The sequence below is a fragment of the Polaromonas eurypsychrophila genome (assembly GCF_014641715.1).
GTDB lineage: Bacteria > Pseudomonadota > Gammaproteobacteria > Burkholderiales > Burkholderiaceae_C > Polaromonas > Polaromonas eurypsychrophila.
Genome location: NZ_BMIG01000010.1, coordinates 40,124 through 59,087 on the forward strand (window position 1 = coordinate 40,124; position 18,964 = coordinate 59,087).

The following is an 18,964-nucleotide window of genomic DNA, read 5'->3' on the forward strand; positions in this document are numbered from 1 at the left end:
CGCGCGCCATGTCTGAGGCCGGGACGATAACACCCCACAGGCTTGCACCATGATATGGCACAAGTTTTGCGTAGTCCTGTTCGGGCGTAACGGAGCGGCCAACCTTAGCGAAAGCACTGCGGGTTCTGCGCATAACGACGTGCGTAATGGTGTGCCTCACACCGGTCAGACGACCGGGTCCCTGTTCAACGGGAGAGAGCATCATGATTTTTACCTCAATTTCCACGCTCCTGCGGTTCAAGCCGCAGGCAAATTCGCTGGTGCGCCATAGCGCCAGTGCTTGCCCTGCCGTACGTGTACCGGCTCACGCTGCAGCCTGCCGCCGTGGCATGGCGCTTGCGATCAACCCCCTGAATCAAACTGGAGTGAGCGCATGAAAAAGTCAAAATTGGTGATGGTCGGCAACGGCATGGCCGGCGTCCGCACCATCGAGGAATTGCTCAAGGTCGCGCCCGAGCTGTACGACATCACCGTCTTCGGCGCCGAACCGCACCCCAACTACAACCGCATCCTGCTGAGCCCGGTGCTGGCCGGCGAACAGACGCTGGACGAGATCGTGCTCAACAGCTGGGACTGGTACACCGACAACCACATCACGCTGCACGCAGGCAAGAAGGTGGTTGAGGTGGACCGCGTCAAACGCATCGTGCGTGCGGTCGCTGCAGACGGCGGCGTCACAGAAGAAGAATACGACCGCCTGCTGATGTGCACCGGCTCCAACCCCTTCATCCTGCCGATTCCCGGCAAGGACCTGCAAGGTGTGATTGCTTACCGCGACATTGCCGACACCAACGCCATGATTGACGCTTCGGTGAAGTACAAAAAAGCCGTGGTCATCGGCGGTGGCCTGCTGGGCCTGGAGGCCGCCAACGGCCTGATGCTGCGCGGCATGGATGTCAGCGTGGTGCACGTCATGCCGACCTTGATGGAACGCCAACTCGACAGCGTGGCCGGCAAGCTGCTGCAGAAGTCACTGGAAGACCGCGGGCTGAAATTTCTGATGGGCGCGCAGACGCAGGAGCTGGTAGGCGGCACTGGTATTGATGGCGAGCCGGGCCGCGTGACGGCCATCAAGTTCAAGGACGGCACCGAGCTGGCCACCGACCTGGTGGTGATGGCGGTGGGCATACGTCCGAACACCGAACTCGCCGAAAAAATGCGCCTGTATTGCAACAAGGGAATTGTCGTCAACGACACCATGCAGACCGTCACCGACGCCCGCATCTACTCCGTCGGTGAATGCGCGGCGCACCGCGGCATCGCCTACGGCCTGGTGGCGCCGCTGTTCGAGCAGGCCAAGGTCGCAGCCAACCACCTCGCGCAGTTCGGCATTGGCCGCTACACCGGCTCGCTGACCTCGACCAAACTCAAGGTCACCGGCATCGACCTGTTTTCTGCCGGCGAGTTCATGGGCGGCGAAGGCACCGAAGAAATTGTCATGAGCGATCCTTTCGGCGGCGTTTACAAGAAGCTGGTCATCAAGGATGACAAGCTGATCGGTGCCTGCCTGTACGGCGACACCGTCGACGGTTCCTACTACTTCAAGCTGCTGCGCGACGGCCGCAGCGTAGGCGACATCCGGGACCGCCTCATGTTCGGCGAATCGAACATTGGTGACGCTGGCCACGAAGGCCACAGCAAGGCCGCGGCCATGCCCGACGAGGCCGAGGTTTGCGGCTGCAATGGCGTGACCAAAGGCACAATTTGCAAGGCCATCAAGGAAAAAGGCCTGTTCACGCTCGACGAGGTGCGCAAACACACCAAGGCCAGCGCATCCTGCGGCTCCTGCACCGGCCTGGTCGAGCAGATCCTGATGTTCACCGCCGGCGGCGACTACTCGGCCACACCCAAGCTCAAAGCCATGTGCAGCTGCACCGACCATGGGCATCAGGCGGTGCGCGATGCGATTCGCAACAACAAGCTGATGACGATTGCTGATACTTTCAAATTCATGGACTGGAAGACGCCGAATGGTTGCGCGAGCTGCCGCCCGGCCGTCAACTACTACCTGATCAGCACCTGGCCCAAAGAGGCAAAGGACGACCCGCAAAGCCGTTACATCAACGAACGCAGCCATGCCAACATCCAGAAAGACGGTACCTACAGCGTGATCCCGCGCATGTGGGGCGGCGAGACCACGGCCAGCGAGTTGCGCCGCATTGCCGACGCGGTGGACAAGTACAAGATCCCGACAGTCAAGGTCACCGGAGGCCAGCGCATCGATTTGCTGGGCGTGAAGAAGGAAGATTTGCAAAACGTCTGGAAAGACATCGGCATGCCTTCCGGCCACGCCTATGCCAAGGCCCTGCGCACGGTGAAAACCTGCGTCGGCAGCGAGTGGTGCCGCATGGGCACGCAGGACAGCACACAGATGGGCAAGGACCTGGAGCGCGCAATGTGGCGCATGTATGCGCCGCACAAGGTCAAGTTTGCGGTCAGCGGTTGCCCGCGCAACTGCGCCGAATCCGGCATCAAGGACGTCGGCATCATCGGCGTTGACTCCGGCTGGGAGATGTACATCGCCGGCAACGGCGGCATCAAGACCGAAGTCGCGCACTTTTTCACCAAGCTCAAGACCGCCGCAGAGGTGCTTGAGTACACCGGCGCCTTCTGCGAGCTCTACCGCCAGGAAGGCTGGTATCTGGAGCGCACGGTGCACTACGTGAACCGTGTCGGTCTCGACTATGTGAAGAAAAAAATCCTCGAAGACCACGAAGGCCGCAAGAAGCTCTGGGAGCAGCTGCAGTTTGCGCTCGACGGCGAGCCCGACCCCTGGTTTGAACTGAAAGAGGCGTCGGTTGATACCCGGCAGTTCACCAAACTGGAAAGCGCGGGGCAGGCGGCATGAAGGCGAATAAATGGACCGTGATTTGCCGGGTGGAAGACATTCCCGTGCTCGGCTCGCGCCGCGTGGGCAGGCCAAAAGGTCTGGACATCGCCGTCTTCCGTAACTCTGAAGACCACGTGTTTGCCCTGCTGGACCGATGCCCGCACAAGGGGGGGCCACTGTCGCAGGGTATTGTGTTTGGGAGCAGCGTGGCCTGCCCGCTGCACAACTGGACCATAAGCCTGGCCGACGGTTGCGCCCAGGGCGCGGACGAAGGCTGCACACCGAAGTTTGCGTGCAAGGTGGATGCTGGGCAAGTGCTGCTGGATCCGGCTGAGCTGGCCACGCTGGCTCTGGACCTGGCGGCACCGCGTGCTGGCCCCTGCGCATCGACAGGCGCGCTGGGCGACCAGACCTTTGACGTGCAGGCACCGCACACCGCGTGATGCCCAAGGAAACCAGGTCAACCTGCCCCTACTGTGGGGTGGGCTGTGGGGTGATCATCGAGTCAACCGGCGACGAGATCACGGGTGTACGCGGCGATCCGGATCATCCAGCCAACTTCGGCCGGCTCTGCACCAAGGGCTCGACCCTGCACCTGACTGCCTCCCATGCCGTCACGCGCCAGACCCGGCTGCTGCATCCCATGCAACGCGCGCAACGAGGCGCAACGCCGCAGCGCATCAGTTGGGACAGCGCGCTGGACTTCGCCAGTGACAAGTTCGCGCAAGTCATCCGGGACCACGGCCCGGATGCCGTTGGCTTTTACATATCGGGCCAGTTGCTGACCGAGGACTACTACGTCTTCAACAAACTTGCCAAGGGCCTGATCGGCACCAACAACGTGGACACCAACTCGCGTCTGTGCATGAGCAGCGCTGTCGCGGGTTACAAGCAGACCCTGGGCGCCGATGCGCCGCCTTGCTGCTACGACGATGTGAACCATGCGCAATGCATCTTTATCGTCGGCAGCAACACCTCTTATGCACACCCGATTCTTTTCCGGCGGATTGAGGACGCCAAAGCCGCCAACCCGGCGCTGAAAATCATCTTCTGCGACCCGCGCCGTACCGACACCGCAGGCATTGCCGATTTGTACCTGCCGATCCAGCCTGGCACCGATGTATCGCTGTTCAACGGCCTGCTGCACATCATGCTGTGGGAAGGCTGGACCCAGCCGGCTTACATCGCTGAACATACCAGTGGCTTCGAGACCCTGAAAGCCACGGTGCGCGACTACACGCCCGACCTGGTGGCTGACACCTGCGACATCAAGAAGGAAGACCTGTTCACAGCCGCCAGACTGTTTGCCACCTCCGCGGCGACGTTGAGCCTGTATTGCCAGGGCCTGAACCAGTCAAGCAGCGGCACCGCCAAAAACGCGGCGCTGATCAACCTGCACCTGGCCACCGCACAAATCGGCAAACCGGGCGCCGGACCGTTTTCGCTGACCGGCCAGCCCAATGCCATGGGTGGCCGCGAGGTCGGCGGCCTGGCAAACCTACTGAGCGCGCACCGCGATCTGGCCAACCCGCAGCACCGCGCCGAAGTCGCAGCGTTGTGGGGCGTGCTTTCGGTACCGGAAAAGCCGGGCAAGACCGCGGTCGAGATGTTCCAGGCTACGGCCGATGGCGAGATCAAAGCCTTGTGGATAGCCTGCACGAATCCGGCCCAATCCATGCCGGACCAGGCCACTGTCAGACGGGCACTCGAGCGCGCCGAGCTGGTGGTGGTGCAGGAGGCTTTTGCCACACCATCGACCTGCGACTACGCCGACCTGCTGCTGCCGGCCACCACCTGGGGCGAAAAAACCGGAACAGTGACCAACAGCGAGCGGCGCATCAGCCGCGTGCGGCCAGCGGTGCCAGCGCCTAGTGAGGCCCGCCACGACTGGGCGATTGCCATGGCCTTTGCCCAGCGGCTGGAAAAATTGCTGCCAGTGCAGAAAATCAGCACCCTGTTTCCGTGGTCCACGGGCGGCGAGACAGCCGCGGTGGAAAGCATCTGGAATGAACACCGCGAATCGACGCGCGGGCGCGACCTCGACATCACCGGCATGAGTTACGCCATGCTGGACGCAGCGCCGCAGCAGTGGCCCCTCAAAGAGGGTGAAACCACCGGCAAAGTGCGGCTTTACGAGGACGGCATCTTCCCAACCGAAGACGGCAGGGCACGCTTCGTTAACACCGTCTACAAACCGGTGGCCGAGCCGCGGGAATCACGATACCCCTTCTCGCTGACCACCGGCCGCCTGCGCGACCAGTGGCACGGCATGAGCCGCACCGGCACCCTGGGCCGTCTTTTTGGCCATGTGGCGGAACCGTCTATCCAGATGAATGCCCAGGACATGGCGCGCCGCCTGCTCAAAGATGGCGACCTGGTGCACGTCACCTCCAAACGCGGCTCCATCGTGGTGCCGCTGCAGGCCTCACCCGAGGTCGCGGTGAGCCAGGCCTTCATGGCCATGCACTGGGGCGACGACTATTTGAGCGGCCTGTCCAGCCAGGGTGAGCGGCTGGCAGGTGTCAACGCATTGACCACATCGGCCTACTGCCCCAGCTCCAAACAGCCCGAGCTTAAACATGCTGCCGTAAAAATCCTCAAAGCGGAAATGCCCTGGTCGCTACTGGCCATGGCCTGGGTGCCCGATGACAAAGTGCTGGCAGCGCGCGAGCAGCTCAAACCCCTAATGGCCAGCTTTGCCTTCAGCAGTTGTGTGCCGTTTTCCAACGAAGTTCCGCTTGGCGATACAAACCGCCAGCGCACGGGAGTGCTCTTTCGTGCAGCCGGTTTCGAGGCACCGGAAGCCGGTCTGCTGGGAAAAATCGAAACCATCCTTGGTCTGGATGGCACGAACGCACTGCGCTACGTGGACAAAAAGAAGGGCCAGCACCGCACGGCACGGCTGGTGCGCAAGGGCCAACAACACGATGAGGCCGAACTGGCCGGATTTATGCTGGCCGGTGATGTCAGCGCCCAAGCCTGGATCAAGACCCTGTTGCAGGACGAGCTGCCGGCGCAAGCTTATGGCCGCTTGCTGCTGCTGCCCGGGGCCAAGGCACCTGTGGCGCTGCAATCGCGCGGCAAACCTGTGTGCAGTTGCTTTAGTGTCAGCGATACCGACATCGGCGACTGCCTGAACGAGATCACCAGCGCGGTGGGCGGCGCCGGTTACCTGGCCAGCGACGCCGACCGCCTCCTGTTGCTGCAGGACAAGCTCAAGTGCGGCACCAACTGCGGCTCTTGCGTGCCGGAGATCAAACGTTTCATCCGGACCGCCACCGACACCCGACTCGCCACGCCCGATTCGTCCGATTCGTCCGCTGCCGGTCGCACGGTGATCCCGATCAGGGTCGTCGCCTGAATGAGCGCCATAAGCTCATAACCGGAAGTTATCCACCTTCGCGGACAATCGAGGCATGTCCATCGCCCAGTACATCAAGGTCATCGGCCGCGGTAAAGACGGCGCGCGGCCGCTCACGCGTGAACAGGCGGCCGACCTGTTCGGCCAGGTGCTGGACGGTAGCGTGACCGACCTCGAAATTGGCGGCTTCTGCCTGGCCATGCGTATCAAGGGCGAAACCCCGGTGGAGATGGCGGGCTTTCTGGACGCCACCTACGAGCGCATGCAACGTTTTCCGGCCAGCGACAAGCCCACCGTGGTGCTGCCCAGCTACAACGGCGCCCGCAAGCTGCCGGTACTCACGCCTCTGCTGGCGCTGCTGCTGGCACGTGAAGGTCTGCCGGTGCTAGTGCATGGCACGGCCACGGAATCCAGCCGGATTTTCACGTCAAATGTGCTTGCAGCCCTTGGTATACCTGCGCAGGTAGCTATTGGAAAGATAGCAAATGGCGAGGTGGTGTTTGCCCCTACAGAATTGCTGTGCCCGGGCCTCAAACGCCTGCTGGACGTGCGGCGCGCGGTCGGACTGCGCAACCCGGCGCACAGCCTGGTCAAGATCATGAACCCCTGCTTGGGCAAGGCGCTGGTGGTCAGCAGCTACACACATCCCGAATACGCCCTGTCCATGGGCCAGACTTTTGAGCTGATCCAGGCCAACGCCTTGCTGCTGCGCGGCACCGAAGGCGAGGTGGTGGCCGACGCGCGCCGCACACCGCAGATGGAAGCATTCATTGGCGGAAAACGCACGCTGTTGCAGGCCTTCCAGCCCGGCACGCTGGCCAGTGTGCCGGACCTGCCCACTGCCATCGACGGCGACAGCACCGCCACCTATATCCGCGCCGTGATGTCGGGCTCCCACGCCGTGCCAGCGTCGATATCGCGGCAGGTGGAACATATCTTGCAGTTGACTTCCCAACTATGACCAGCGGCAAACACACAACTTCTTCAAACGGCCACTGCACGCTGGTGGGCGCGGGTCCCGGCGACCCTGAACTGCTCACGCTCAAGGCACTCAAGGCCATCCAGGCCGCCACCGTGCTGCTGGTTGACGATCTGGTCAGTGACGAGATCGTGGCCTATGCGCAGCCCGATGCACGCATCGTGCACGTCGGCAAACGCGGCGGCTGCAAATCCACGCCACAGGAGTTCATCGAAAAACTGATGATCATGGCGGTGCGAGAAGGCGAAAGCGTGGTGCGCCTCAAGGGCGGCGATCCTTTCATCTTCGGCCGCGGTGGCGAAGAGGTCGAACACCTGCGCGCCGCCGGTATCGCGGTGACGGTCATCAACGGCATCACCGCCGGCCTGGCCGCAGTGACCTCGCTGGGTGTGCCGCTGACGCACCGCCAGCACGCGCACGGCGTGGTGTTTGTCACCGGCCACGCCAAACCGGGTGACGCGGGCACGGACTGGCGCGTACTGGCCGACACCGCCTGCAAGGCCAAACTCACGCTGGTGATCTACATGGGTGTCAGTGGCGCCGGCCGCATCCAGGACGAACTGCTGACAGGCCTGCCCGCCACCACGCCGGTGGCGGTGATCCAGAACGCCACGCTGCAAACGCAGCGCCACATCACCACCACGCTGAGCCAATTGGCCACAGCCATCGTCGAGTCCGGGCTGGCCAGCCCCTCGGTGATCGTGGTCGGCGACGTGGTCAGCGGCATCGCCGCGGCAGCCGAAAACCCGGCACTGTTTCGCGCGGCCTGAACCCGAGGGGGGCGCTGGCAGCCCTGAAATCACACCCCGAAGCGGTCGATGCTCCTATATGCGTATTCCTCTATTCTCAGTTCATTGATATGCTGGGAAGGGAACAAGGGAGACAAAAATGGGAATCAAGGATGGTGCACATGCTGAAGACATCATCGATGTATCCGGCGTGAGCTCACGTCAAAGAAGGAGAAAGCTCACCTTCGCCTTGGCAGTAGTGACCATCACATCGGCGTGCATATGGACCGCCTATCTTTGGTACGGCAAACCCCGATTGGACGAGCATCGGGTGAATGTAGCTCTCCAGGCCCTTGCTGCCGCCGGTGAAGATTTGCACAAAGAAGTCAGCAGAACCATGGCTTTGCCCCGTGAGCAGATGTTTTTAGCCGCTTTCGACTCTTTGAGCGCTCCAAGCAAAGACTTAGACGAGACATTGCGAATCAATGGCGCACGCGCGGCACTGGATATGGCAGTTACCGAAGGTAGCGATCAGGCAAGGCTTATGCTCGGTAAAGCACTTCGCGATGGCAGCTTTGGACCAAAAGACAGTGTGGCGGCTCTTCGCGAGTTTGATCGCGTCCGCGACAGCAGCGCCCCTGGCGTAAGAGCAGGAGATCCGCACTCCCTTTACCTGCACGCACTCATGCTTTCGGAGGGTCTTGGGGTCAGTCTGGACCTTGAGGCAGCAGCAGCAGCAGCGAGACGTGCGGGTGAAGGTATTGCTGGATCACTACTTAAAGAGATTGCCAACCAGGCACTTTGGGGATCAGGCGTCTTCAAAAACGGAAAAGATCCTGAATGGGCGGGGCGAATGGCGAAACGATTGGTTGCTGCTGGGGACCCTTCGGCATTCAGGATTGGCGTGGCAAGCTGTGATCGACTACACGAAATAGTCCTTGATCCCCAGAAGGCGGATCTCGGGCTTGATGAGGCCATAAAGCGCCGCAATGCTTGTCGAACGCCTTGGATCAAAGACGCGGCCGTAGCCGGACATAAACCCGCCATGGCCGACTACGCCAACACGTTACTCTCTGAGCAAGGAAACGTTGAAATCGCAACTCAGTGGTTTGAGGCAGCAGGCACAGAACGCTCAAACGCCGACAACTACCAATACGGCGTACTCAAAGCTCTTTCCGGAGCTGATCTTGATGCAGTCGCGTCCGGCGTCAAGATCATGCGGGCCGCACTCAAAGAAGAACAAAAGTCTGACTATCCAAGCGCTTTCACCTCCTTCGACGAGGTGCTCCTTCTCATTAGTCGAATGCAAAAGGTATTAGTAAAAGCACAAAATCATTCCCGAAAAAATTTCGCAATAGCGCTTTTGGCGCACGGGGAGCTGGAAGGCTCGATGCCGGAAGCCATTAAAGCTATGCAAGTGAATTTAGGAACGGAACACTTGAAGCCTTTAGTCAGTTCGTCAAAAATCCATCGAACTGCCGCCCTCGTTGCTGAGGCAATTCGCTCGAACAAGCCGTTTGTTGAAGTCGCCCAAGCGCAGCCATCGGGGAAACTGGTTCCATTTAGTGACAAGCTCGATCCGCCAGTACAGCGCGATTCAGAACAGCAAGCAAAAACCGGCTATCTTGTCGGGACGAAAAATGCCGCCTCAGGTGGGCTATCAACGTTCACAGTTGACAACGCCAGCGGTGAACGCGATGCGATAGTTCGGCTTTATCTCAGTGGTAAAAAACCCGCTGCCAGAAATTTCTACGTCAAATTCGGGGAAAAATTCACCGCAAAATCTTTAACGCCTGGAACTTATGCAATGCGCTACCGCTTCGTCGGGAGCGACGACACATTTGAAGCGGATAAGCCATTTCTGTTGAGCGAAACCGCAACAGAAAGTGGACGTCGCTTCTCAAACGTCACCGTTACCCTTTACAAGGTTCGTGATGGAAACATGACAACCAAAAAAATCCCATCGGAAGACTTCTAGTGAGCATATGCTGCACCAGTTGCACCCACGTTACCTCCGTAGTACACCAGCTACACTTCCTCGTCCCGACGTGCTGATTTGCTCTGCTTTTGATAGCTTCTCACGCCCGCCAATTATGGGCTGGAGGCCGATTTGACTGAAAAATTTGATGTGGTGGTGGTGGGGGCTGGCGCCGCCGGCCTGTTCTGCGCCGGCCTGGCCGGCCAGCGCGGCCTCAAGGTGCTGCTGCTGGACCACAGCGAGAAAGTGGCCGAGAAGATCCGCATCTCCGGCGGCGGCCGCTGCAACTTCACCAACCGTGACACCACGCCGGCCAACTTCGTCGGCGAGAACCCGCATTTCTGCCGCTCTGCCCTGTCACGCTACACGCCGCAGGACTTTATCGCGCTGCTGCAGCGCTACAACATCGCTTTCCACGAAAAACACAAGGGCCAGCTGTTTTGCGACCGCTCGGCCGAAGACGTGATCAACATGCTGCTGGCCGAATGTGATGCCGGCGGCGTCACGCGCTGGCAGCCCTGCCATGTCTCGGGCATCAAGCATGCCGCCAGCCTATACGGAACAAGCGCAGGCAGCTATCAAATCGAGAGCGACCGGGGTTTGATCGAAACGCCGCAACTGGTCATCGCCACCGGCGGCCTGTCGATCCCCAAGATCGGTGCGACCGATTTTGGTTACCGCATCGCCAAGCAGTTCGGCCTGCGCCTGGTCGAGCCGCGTGCTGGTCTGGTGCCGCTTACCTTCGACGGCGAGGCCTGGGCGCCCTACGCCCAGCTTTCCGGTCTGGCGCTGCCGGTGCTAATCGAAACCGGCTCACCTGACGCAAGCCCCAAACAACGCAAAAAAGCCGTGGTCTTCGCTGAAGACCTGTTGTTCACCCATCGCGGCCTGAGCGGGCCGGCGGTGTTGCAGATTTCCAGCTTCTGGCGCGATGGCCAGCCGGTACGCATCAATCTCGCACCCGGCGTGGACCTGTCCACCCTTTTAATGCGCGCCAAGGCCAGCTCCAGAAAGCTGATCGCCAACGAACTGGCGGCGCTGGTGCCAAGCCGTCTCGCCGACGCATGGGCCAGCAGTGACCCGGCCTGGCAAAAACCCGTCAGCGAGGCCACCGACAAGGCCCTGAACACACTGGCGGACCGGCTGGCCGACTGGCAACTGACCCCCAACGGCACCGAGGGCTACAAAAAAGCCGAGGTCACGCTGGGTGGCGTGGACGCCCGCGACCTGTCGTCCCAGACCATGGAATCCAAACAGCCCGGCCTGTATTTCATCGGCGAGGTGGTGGACGTGACCGGCTGGCTGGGCGGTTACAACTTCCAGTGGGCCTGGGCCAGCGGCCATGCCTGTGCCGAGGCCCTGACAGCAAAAGCCACAGCTGATCCGTCCCTGGTACCGCTTTGACCAGCCGGGGCCGCGGATCCGGCTTTGCTGGGCCGCAGGCGCAGCGCCCCCTGCCGGGGGCAGAGAGCTACACGAAGTGAGCGAACGTGGGGGCCGGCCAGCCACGGCCGCGGATCTGGCTTCGCCAGTCCGCAAGCGCAGCGGCCCCCTCGTGGGTCAGCGCAGTACACGCAGTGACAAGCGTGGGGGCCATGGGCACTGGTATATAATCCAAGGCTTTGCTAGCAAACCCGCATCTGGCCTGATTCTGATCAAATCTGACGGCTAAACAAGATGCATATTTTTGGACCCCTTCATCAATGACGACCATTCGTGTAAAAGATAACGAGCCCTTCGACGTGGCTCTGCGCCGTTTCAAGCGCACCATCGAAAAACTCGGCCTGCTGACCGACCTGCGCGCTAGAGAGTTTTACGAAAAGCCCACCGCCGAGCGCAAGCGCAAGAAGGCTGCCGCCGTCAAGCGCAACTACAAGCGCATCCGCTCCATGCAGCTGCCTAAAAAGCTGTACTAAAAGTACACGCCTCACGGCAAACCAAAAGCCCGCACGAGGACGCTCTGCGGGCTTTTGTGTTTCTGACTCCCTTTTGACCTTCCATCCCCTTTCCTGGAGACCGCCATGTCCCTCAAAGACCAGATCACCGAAGACATGAAAACTGCCATGCGCGCCAAGGACAGCGAGCGCCTGGGCACCATCCGCCTGCTGCTGGCCGCGCTCAAGCAAAAAGAGGTCGATGAACGCGTGGTGCTCGATGATGCTGCCGTGGTCGCCATCGTCGACAAGCTGATCAAGCAGCGCAAGGATTCGATCGAAGCCTTCCAGAAAGCCGAACGTAAGGATTTGGCCGACAAGGAAGCCGCCGAACTGGTGGTGCTGCAGGCCTACCTGCCGGCCCGCCTGAGTGCCGAAGAAGTCGCCGCCGAGGTCAAGGCCATCGTCACCGAACTTGGCGCCACAGGTCCCGGCGACATGGGCAAGGTCATGGGCGCAGTTAAAGCCAAACTCGCCGGCAAGGCCGACATGGGCCAGGTCTCGGCTGCGGTGAAAGCGGCTTTGGCGGGTTGAACGCCTCAATTGACTTCATTGCATGCATTGCATACAATGAAGTCGTTGCAACTTAGAAGGAAAACGATGTGGCCATGCTGACCATTCGCAATCTCGACGAATCTGTCAAAACCATGCTTCGCGTTCAGGCCGCACAACACGGTTGGGCCATGGAAGAAGAAGTCAGACGCATCCTGACGCAGGCCACGCAGGGCCAACTGCCTGAACTCAAACTTGGCAGCCGCATTCATGAGCGCTTCAAATCGATCGGCGGGCTGGACTTGCCTGCTCGCCAAAAAACAAGACCAGCCCCGACCTTTTAGCCAGACAAGCGCGAGGCCCTATGTACTTGCTCGATACCAACGTGTTGTCGGAGTTGATGCGCGCCGCGCCCTCGCCCGCCTTGCTTGCATGGATGGATGCGCAAGCTGGCCAGGAATTGTTTATCTGCGCCATTACCCGTGCCGAGATTGAGCTCGGCATAACACTCTTGCCCCAAGGCAAACGCCGCACCTCTCTGGCAGTTCAGGCCCAGGCCATGTTTGATGAAGATTTTGCAGGCCGATGCCTGCCATTTGACGGGCGCTGCGCTCCCCTTTATGCAGACCTTGTTGCGTCACGCACCCGCCAAGGTTTGCCCATTTCTGTTGAAGACGCGCAAATAGCGGCGATCAGCCTGGCGAATCAGAAGAATCTGGCAACACGAAATACCTCGGATTTTTTAAAAATCACCGGCTTGCCGCTGACCAACCCCTGGCTCGCCTAGTAGGCTGATTCAGTGAAATCGCTGGCAAGCGGCTGCCCGGCGGTGGGCCAAGTCCTCGGCAGCGGTGAAGGCGGCGCTGGCGGGCTAAATCCAGCGGCACCCTTGAGTAGGACTCTTTCATCAAACAGGGGCCGCGGAACCGGCTCTGCCGGGCCGCAGGCGCAGCGCCCCCTCGGGGGGCAGAGAGCTACGCGAAGCGAGCGAACGTGGGGGCTCTAAGACCCAGCCACTTTCATCCTGTTGATCAGGATGGATCCGACGCTTTTGGCGCCGTAGTTGTAGACATCGGCGCCCACGGCCTGAATGCCCATCAGCATGTCCTTGAGGTTGCCGGCAATCGTGATCTCTTCGACCGGGAAGGCAATCTGCCCTTTCTCGACCCAGAAGCCTGAGGCGCCGCGCGAATAATCGCCGGTCACGTAGTTCACGCCCTGCCCCATCAGCTCGGTCACAAACAGGCCGGTGCCCAGCTTTTTGAGCATGGCATCAAGGTCGTCGCCGGCTTTGGTCCGACGGCTGCTCATGACGAGGTTGTGTGAACCGCCAGCGTTGCCGGTGGTGCGCATGCCCAACTTGCGTGCCGAGTAAGTGCTCAGGAAGTAGCCACGCACAATGCCGGCGTCCACCACCGTGCGTGCGCGGGCCTTGACACCTTCTTCATCAAACGGCGAACTGCCCTTGCCTTTTTTGACAAACGGGTCTTCCGTGATGTCGATGTGCGCCGGAAACGCCGGCTTGCCCAGGCTGTTCAGCAAAAACGTGCTTTTGCGGTAGAGCGCGCCGCCGCTGATAGCCTGCACAAAGCCGCCCAGAAGGCCGGCGGCCAGCGGCGACTCAAACAGCACCGGGCATTGCGTTGTCTTGATCTTGCGGCTTTTCAAGCGCGCCAGTGTGCGTTCGGCGGCGTAGCGGCCCACGGCCTGCGCGCTGGCCAGCTCGCTGGCGTCGCGCATGGAGCTGTACCATGCATCACGCTGCATTTGGCTGCCCTTGCCGGCAATCGCCGCGGCCGAGATGCTGTGGCGCGAACTCGCATACCCACCGCGAAAGCCGCGCGTGTGGGCGCTGAAAAAATGGCTTTGCTGGGCCGACACGCCCGCGCCTTCGCTGTTGGTGATCAGCTTGCTGGTGTCGAAGACTGCGGCTTCGCACTCAAGCGCCAGGGCAGCGGCGCCGGCGGAATCAATCGCCCAGGGATGGAACAGATCGAGTTCGCGGTGCACCCGCGCGATGTCGCGGTCGGCCGGCAGGCCGGAGGTCTTGTCCTCGGCAGTGAAACGCGCAATGTCGTAGGCCGCCTTGACGGTTTGCTCTATCGCAGTTTTTGAAAAATCGCTGGTGGCGGCGTTGCCGCGTTTCTGGCCAACGTAAACCGTGATGCCGAGCGATTTGTCGCGGTTCCGCTCGACGTTTTCAAGCTCGCCCTTGCGCACGCTGACACTCAGGCCGCAGCCTTCGGAGGCCTCCGCAGCGGCATCGGTGGCGCCGATTTTTTTGGCGTGGGCCAGCGCGCTGTCCACCAGGCCTTCGAAGAAATCGCGGTGATAACTGAAGCCCGATTCGGGGCGGGAAGCGGCGGATGTTGTCTTGGGGGTCTTTGGGGTCATATGGGTAGCTATGATACTGACTGCTATGAACAACAAGACTCCCAAGGCCATCAAGGGCTACTGGTCCAACGGACGCTTCGTGAAACCCGAGGAAATTGCGCTGGAAGAAGTCGGCCCACCGAGCAAGACCCAGCTCAAGGCCGAGGCCGATGAAAAACAGGCCCTCGGCGAAGCGCTGCTGACGCTGCGCGCCGACCTGATGGCCAAACTCGACCTGCCCGAAAAACTGCTGGACGCGATTGCCCAGGCCAAAAAAATCACCAATTTCGAGGGCCGGCGCCGCCAGATGCAGTTCATCGGCAAACTCATGCGCCCCCTGGACACCGAACCGATAAGCGCCGCCATCGACGAACAGAAAAATGGTTCGGCGCAACTGACACTCGCGCTGCACCTGGCCGAGCAGTGGCGCGACAAGCTGATTACCTCCGACGACGCACTCAGCGACTGGCTGACCGAACATCCCGACACCGATTCCCAGCAATTGCGCGCGCTGATCCGCCAGGCCCGCAAGGACGCCAAACCCGAAAAACCGGGCGAGGCGCCACGCCACGCCAAGTCTTACCGCGAAATTTTCCAGCTGGTGCGTGAAACGCTGGCGCGGGAGGACACGTGAGCGCCAACCAAGACGCAGTGACGATAGGCATCGTCTCGGTCAGCGACCGTGCCTCCAGTGGCGTCTACGAAGACAAGGGCCTGCCGGCGCTCAAGGAATGGCTGGGCCGCGCGCTGCGCAACACTATCCGTTTTGAAGAACGCCTGATTCCCGATGAAAAAGAGCGCATCAGCGCCACACTGATCGAACTGGTGGACGCCGGCTGCTCGCTGGTGCTGACCACCGGCGGCACCGGCCCGGCCCTGCGCGACGTGACGCCCGAAGCGACGCTGGCCGTGGGCCACAAGGAGATGCCGGGTTTTGGTGAGCAGATGCGCCAGATCAGCCTGAAATTCGTGCCGACGGCCATCCTGTCACGCCAGTGCGCTGTGATCCGCGACCAGGCCCTGATCATGAACCTGCCGGGCCAGCCCAAGTCGATTGCCGAGACGCTGGAGGGCCTGAAAAACGCCGATGGTTCGCAGGCGGTGGCCGGCATTTTTTCCGCCGTGCCCTACTGCATCGACCTGATAGGCGGGCCCTATCTGGAAACCGACGAAGCCGTCTGCAAGGCCTTCAGGCCGAAATCGGCGATTCGGGCGCCTTCCGCCTGATTTTTTGCACCAAATCAAGCTCCAGCCCTTGATTGACGAGCGTGCGAAGCTATTGATTTCATAGCGCTTTCATCACCACCGCACGCCGTCCAGACGCCGCTCAGGCGCCCAGGACGGAGGAGCAAAAGGCTCAGCGCTTGAGCAGCGCCTTCAGCACATTCTGCAAGCGCCGAACATGCGCCGCGTCATGCGGCGCAGCCAGCACCTTGGCCGTGTCTTCGCCCCAGGTCTGCGCGGGTGTCGGGTCGTTGCGTTTGGTCAGCAGCACCAGTTGCAGCATGCGTCGAGCACTCAGATGTTCAGCTGGGGTTGGCAGCTCGGCGGCAATTTCCAGGCGCAGCAGCGTGTCGGCAGCATCCCCTTTGGGTGAGGACGACAGCGCCTGCGTCCAGCCGCTTCGCGTGGCCGGCGTAACCAGCTTGCCAAGGGCCGAGGCATCGGGCACCAGCGCCGGGTCGCGCTTTTCCCAGGCAGTCAGCAGGTGGGTCAGCACCTCGCCATGCGCTTGCTCGGACAGCTTGCGCAGCGCCTGCTGGGCATGCTCGAACGCTTCACGCTGCGCGCGGAAAGCCGCGTCGCCCAGACGGGGGCCGCGCTCTTCGTAAGCTGGCCTGTCGCTGAAACGGCTTTCGCGCTCCGGGCGGTAAGGCTCGAACTTGTTGTCGGCCGGCCGGCCACCGCGCCCATCGGGCTTGCCGCCACCGGGACGTGCATCCTTGCGGTCGCCAAACTTGCCGCCACGGCCTGCGGGCACAGCCTCGGCCTTGCGCATGCCGGGGCGGTCGTCGCCGCGCATTGCCACCACCGGTTTAGCGGGTTTGGGCGGGGGTGCAGCAGGCGCCGGTGCAGTTTCTTCTTCAGTTTCTTCAGCAGTTTCTTCTGCAGGTGCTTCTGCGGACGCTTCGGCAACTTCAGCAGATTCATCTGCAGCGGGCGCCGTTGCGGGCTCTGCATCTGCTATCGTTTCAGGAGCTTCTTGTGCAGGCTCGTCAAGGGCTGTCGCCTGATTTTCTTCTGAAGTGGAGGCAGCATCAGCGCCTTCAACTGAAGCAGCAGGTGTTTCATCGCCCACCGCCGGCGCAGCGGCAGCCACAGCCGCGGGAGGCACGTACTGACCGCGCAGCCCGGCTTCCAGGTCGGCCATCGCGGTGCGGATTTTCTGCACATCGCCGCTGGCATTGGCGGCATCCAGCGCCTTGGACAGCACCACCACCATGCGGTCGTGTTCGCCCAGCGTGGACGCAGCTTTTTCGCGCTCGACCGTCTTGCGCTGGAAGGCGTCGTCGATCGGCTTGCGGAAGGCGTCCCAGAGTTTTTGCTCCTGCTTGCGCTCGATCGGCACGCCTTGCGCCTCGTGCTGCCAGCGCTGCTGCAGGTGTTTGACGGCGTCGATGTGCAATTGCGGCTCAGCGCCCAGCACCTGGGCTTCCTCGATCATGGCCTTGCGGCGCGCCAAGCTGTCGGCACGTGCGGCTTTCAGCGCGGTATCGGCCTGGTCCATCGCGGCTTTCCATTGCGGCTGGATCTCGGCGAAGGCTTTTTCGCTCAGGTGCCCGGCTGCCGTCCACTTCTCGACAAAACCGTTGAGGCTGCGGATCTGGTGCTTCCAGTCGGTGTTGCCCTTGTTGGCTTCGGCCCAGGCCAGCACCTCGTCGATCAGCATGCGGCGCTCTGCCTTGACGGCTTCGCTTTGCTCCTTGACCTTGTCAAGCCAGGCTTCGACAATCTTGTGGGCTTCGTTGCAGGCATCGTCAAAACGCTTCCACATGGCGTGGTTGGGCGTGCCGCCCTGGTCACTGGTTTTCCAGAGTTCGCGCATCGCGCGCAAGGCTTCCTGCTGCTTGCGACCGCCCAGGGGTTTGGCCACCAAGGCTTCGGCCTTGGCGACCAGCTCTTCACGAATCTGATCGGCACGCCAGCGCTGCCAGCCTTCCAGCTCGCCGGCGGAGGTCAGCGCTGCATGCGCCGCGGTTTCCAGCGCGCTGTCGATGTTGCGGATGTTGTCCTTGAGCGCCTGGCGCAGCTCAGCCGCCACCTTGGGCGTTGCCTTTCCGTGGCCTTCGGTCACTTCGTGCTCCAGCCTGGTCAGCGCGGCCTGCACGGTGGCAGCCGATTTTTCACGCATGTCCTTGAGCACAGCGGGGTCGATTTTTGCCTTGGGGGCGCGCGCTGGCTGCTCACCCGCAGCACCAACGGCTGCCCGCGGCAGGCCGCGGGCACCGCGCAATTCGTCGGCCCAGACCGGCACGGCCGGCAGCGGCGCGGCCGTGTCCTCGGCGGCGGCCACGGCCAGCGAGAGAGCGCCCTGGAAGGCTTCCCACACGGCAAGCAACTGGCCGCGCGAGGCTTCGAGCAGCGGCGGGAATTTGGGGTCCACGCTGGCCCAGTTGGCGTCCTTCGCGATCTCGTCGGCCTGGGTCTGCCAGTGCGTCACGTCGGCACGCAGCGCGTCCCAGGCGGACTGGGCATCGCGCCATGATTTGGTCGACAACACTTCAATGCGCTGCGCAATCAGCACAGCGGCTTCCCTCTGCACCTGGGTGCGGTGCTGCAGGTCTTCAATCGTCTTGACGCGGTCAGCAAGTTGGCCTTTCAGGCCGGCCAGCGGTTCGCGCGACAGCGGCGCACCGGCTTTGGCGGCATCGCGCTGCCAGGCCAGCGCGTCGGCGAGATTAAGTTTTTTCAGGGCCAGCAGGGCCTGGCCTTTTTCAGCCCACTCGGCCGCAACCGCTTCCTGGTTTTTTGCGCGTTTGGCTTCGTCGAGCTTTTCCTTGAGTGGCTTCGCGGCGCCCTTGTCGCGATTGGCCAGGTCTTTGTAGACCTCGGCCATCTGCTCAGCGCTGGGTTCGGTGGCCAGCCACTCGCGGATACGGGTCGTGCGCTCGCCGGAGGTCGGTGCCGAGAAGGCGCCGCCGGTCAGGCCGTCCAGCGGATGGCTGTCAGCACTCTTGGAGGAAGGCGTTTTCACGGCGGAGGTTTCGGGTTTGGAAGGTTTGGACATGGGGAAACGCAGCATAAAAATTAATAACAGCCGGTCGGGTCAACCGTGCGGGCGGAAGGCC

Annotated in this window: 15 protein-coding genes; 13 read left to right on the forward strand and 2 right to left on the reverse strand. The window is 61.7% G+C overall.

The window, feature by feature from the left end; genetic code table 11:
- The first annotated feature begins 373 nt into the window (after positions 1 to 373).
- The 11 genes from nirB to IEX16_RS13820 all read left to right on the forward strand — a co-directional run bounded on the left by nirB (position 374) and on the right by IEX16_RS13820 (position 13,089).
- Complete coding sequence (gene nirB, locus IEX16_RS13770) at positions 374 to 2,848, forward strand: nitrite reductase large subunit NirB (protein ID WP_188709062.1); 2,475 nt, start codon at positions 374 to 376, stop codon at positions 2,846 to 2,848.
- Positions 2,845 to 3,273 carry a nitrite reductase small subunit NirD gene (nirD, locus tag IEX16_RS13775; protein WP_188709063.1) on the forward strand — a complete coding sequence of 143 codons (429 nt, stop codon included), beginning with the start codon at positions 2,845 to 2,847 and terminating at the stop codon, positions 3,271 to 3,273. The genes nirB and nirD overlap by 4 nt, the downstream gene beginning before the upstream one ends.
- Positions 3,273 to 6,191, forward strand: coding sequence for a nitrate reductase (locus IEX16_RS13780; RefSeq protein ID WP_188709064.1), 2,919 nt, complete (start codon positions 3,273 to 3,275; stop codon positions 6,189 to 6,191). Before nirD ends, IEX16_RS13780 begins: the two co-directional genes overlap by 1 nt.
- A 55-nt stretch (positions 6,192 to 6,246) precedes the next feature.
- Entirely contained in the window at positions 6,247 to 7,152 is a 906-nt protein-coding gene (gene ybiB, locus IEX16_RS13785; RefSeq protein WP_188709065.1) for a DNA-binding protein YbiB, read from the forward strand.
- Entirely contained in the window at positions 7,149 to 7,940 is a 792-nt protein-coding gene (cobA, locus tag IEX16_RS13790; RefSeq protein ID WP_188709066.1) for a uroporphyrinogen-III C-methyltransferase, read from the forward strand. The genes ybiB and cobA overlap by 4 nt, the downstream gene beginning before the upstream one ends.
- Positions 7,941 to 8,058: 118 nt before the next feature.
- A complete protein-coding gene (locus tag IEX16_RS13795; RefSeq protein WP_188709067.1) occupies positions 8,059 to 9,876 on the forward strand; it encodes an SEL1-like repeat protein in 1,818 nt (605 codons plus the stop codon).
- A gap of 132 nt (positions 9,877 to 10,008) precedes the next feature.
- The gene (locus IEX16_RS13800) at positions 10,009 to 11,280 is read left to right on the forward strand and encodes a BaiN/RdsA family NAD(P)/FAD-dependent oxidoreductase (protein ID WP_188709068.1); all 1,272 of its coding nucleotides are present in this window, start codon (positions 10,009 to 10,011) and stop codon (positions 11,278 to 11,280) included.
- Between the two features lie 299 nt (positions 11,281 to 11,579).
- Positions 11,580 to 11,792, forward strand: coding sequence for a 30S ribosomal protein S21 (gene rpsU, locus IEX16_RS13805; protein ID WP_007872347.1), 213 nt, complete (start codon positions 11,580 to 11,582; stop codon positions 11,790 to 11,792).
- 105 nt (positions 11,793 to 11,897) lie between these two features.
- Positions 11,898 to 12,344 carry a GatB/YqeY domain-containing protein gene (locus IEX16_RS13810; protein ID WP_188709069.1) on the forward strand — a complete coding sequence of 149 codons (447 nt, stop codon included), beginning with the start codon at positions 11,898 to 11,900 and terminating at the stop codon, positions 12,342 to 12,344.
- Between the two features lie 74 nt (positions 12,345 to 12,418).
- The gene (locus tag IEX16_RS13815; RefSeq protein WP_373288353.1) at positions 12,419 to 12,646 is read left to right on the forward strand and encodes a FitA-like ribbon-helix-helix domain-containing protein; all 228 of its coding nucleotides are present in this window, start codon (positions 12,419 to 12,421) and stop codon (positions 12,644 to 12,646) included.
- 20 nt (positions 12,647 to 12,666) lie between these two features.
- Positions 12,667 to 13,089, forward strand: a complete 423-nt coding sequence (locus IEX16_RS13820) for a type II toxin-antitoxin system VapC family toxin (protein ID WP_188709071.1) — start codon at positions 12,667 to 12,669, stop codon at positions 13,087 to 13,089.
- Between the two features lie 215 nt (positions 13,090 to 13,304).
- On the opposite strand, the gene pmbA is transcribed toward IEX16_RS13820, so the two are convergent.
- On the reverse strand, positions 13,305 to 14,696 hold the full coding sequence (gene pmbA, locus IEX16_RS13825; protein WP_188709072.1) for a metalloprotease PmbA: 1,392 nt from the start codon (positions 14,694 to 14,696) through the stop codon (positions 13,305 to 13,307).
- 25 nt (positions 14,697 to 14,721) lie between these two features.
- Between pmbA and yjgA the strand changes: the two genes are divergently transcribed.
- Both yjgA and mog read left to right on the forward strand, forming a co-directional pair.
- On the forward strand, positions 14,722 to 15,309 hold the full coding sequence (yjgA, locus tag IEX16_RS13830; RefSeq protein ID WP_229676349.1) for a ribosome biogenesis factor YjgA: 588 nt from the start codon (positions 14,722 to 14,724) through the stop codon (positions 15,307 to 15,309).
- Positions 15,306 to 15,902, forward strand: a complete 597-nt coding sequence (gene mog / locus IEX16_RS13835; RefSeq protein WP_188709074.1) for a molybdopterin adenylyltransferase — start codon at positions 15,306 to 15,308, stop codon at positions 15,900 to 15,902. Before yjgA ends, mog begins: the two co-directional genes overlap by 4 nt.
- A gap of 130 nt (positions 15,903 to 16,032) precedes the next feature.
- Here mog and IEX16_RS13840 read toward each other — a convergent pair whose 3' ends face one another.
- Positions 16,033 to 18,918: a DUF349 domain-containing protein gene (locus tag IEX16_RS13840; protein WP_188709075.1), complete on the reverse strand. Its 2,886-nt coding sequence runs from the start codon at positions 18,916 to 18,918 to the stop codon at positions 16,033 to 16,035.
- Between the last annotated feature and the right edge of the window lie 46 nt (positions 18,919 to 18,964).

Excerpts from the sequence above, each read along its gene's own strand:
- nirB (WP_188709062.1), top strand. The coding sequence starts at position 374 with ATGAAAAAGTCAAAATTGGTGATGGTCGGCAACGGCATGGCCGGCGTC.
- nirD (WP_188709063.1), top strand. The coding sequence starts at position 2,845 with ATGAAGGCGAATAAATGGACCGTGATTTGCCGGGTGGAAGACATTCCC.
- IEX16_RS13780 (WP_188709064.1), top strand. The coding sequence starts at position 3,273 with ATGCCCAAGGAAACCAGGTCAACCTGCCCCTACTGTGGGGTGGGCTGT.
- ybiB (WP_188709065.1), top strand. The coding sequence starts at position 6,247 with ATGTCCATCGCCCAGTACATCAAGGTCATCGGCCGCGGTAAAGACGGC.
- cobA (WP_188709066.1), top strand. The coding sequence starts at position 7,149 with ATGACCAGCGGCAAACACACAACTTCTTCAAACGGCCACTGCACGCTG.
- IEX16_RS13795 (WP_188709067.1), top strand. The coding sequence starts at position 8,059 with ATGGGAATCAAGGATGGTGCACATGCTGAAGACATCATCGATGTATCC.
- rpsU (WP_007872347.1), top strand. The coding sequence starts at position 11,580 with ATGACGACCATTCGTGTAAAAGATAACGAGCCCTTCGACGTGGCTCTG.
- IEX16_RS13810 (WP_188709069.1), top strand. The coding sequence starts at position 11,898 with ATGTCCCTCAAAGACCAGATCACCGAAGACATGAAAACTGCCATGCGC.
- IEX16_RS13815 (WP_373288353.1), top strand. The coding sequence starts at position 12,419 with ATGCTGACCATTCGCAATCTCGACGAATCTGTCAAAACCATGCTTCGC.
- IEX16_RS13820 (WP_188709071.1), top strand. The coding sequence starts at position 12,667 with ATGTACTTGCTCGATACCAACGTGTTGTCGGAGTTGATGCGCGCCGCG.
- pmbA (WP_188709072.1), bottom strand. The coding sequence starts at position 14,696 with ATGACCCCAAAGACCCCCAAGACAACATCCGCCGCTTCCCGCCCCGAA.
- yjgA (WP_229676349.1), top strand. The coding sequence starts at position 14,722 with ATGAACAACAAGACTCCCAAGGCCATCAAGGGCTACTGGTCCAACGGA.
- IEX16_RS13840 (WP_188709075.1), bottom strand. The coding sequence starts at position 18,918 with ATGCTGCGTTTCCCCATGTCCAAACCTTCCAAACCCGAAACCTCCGCC.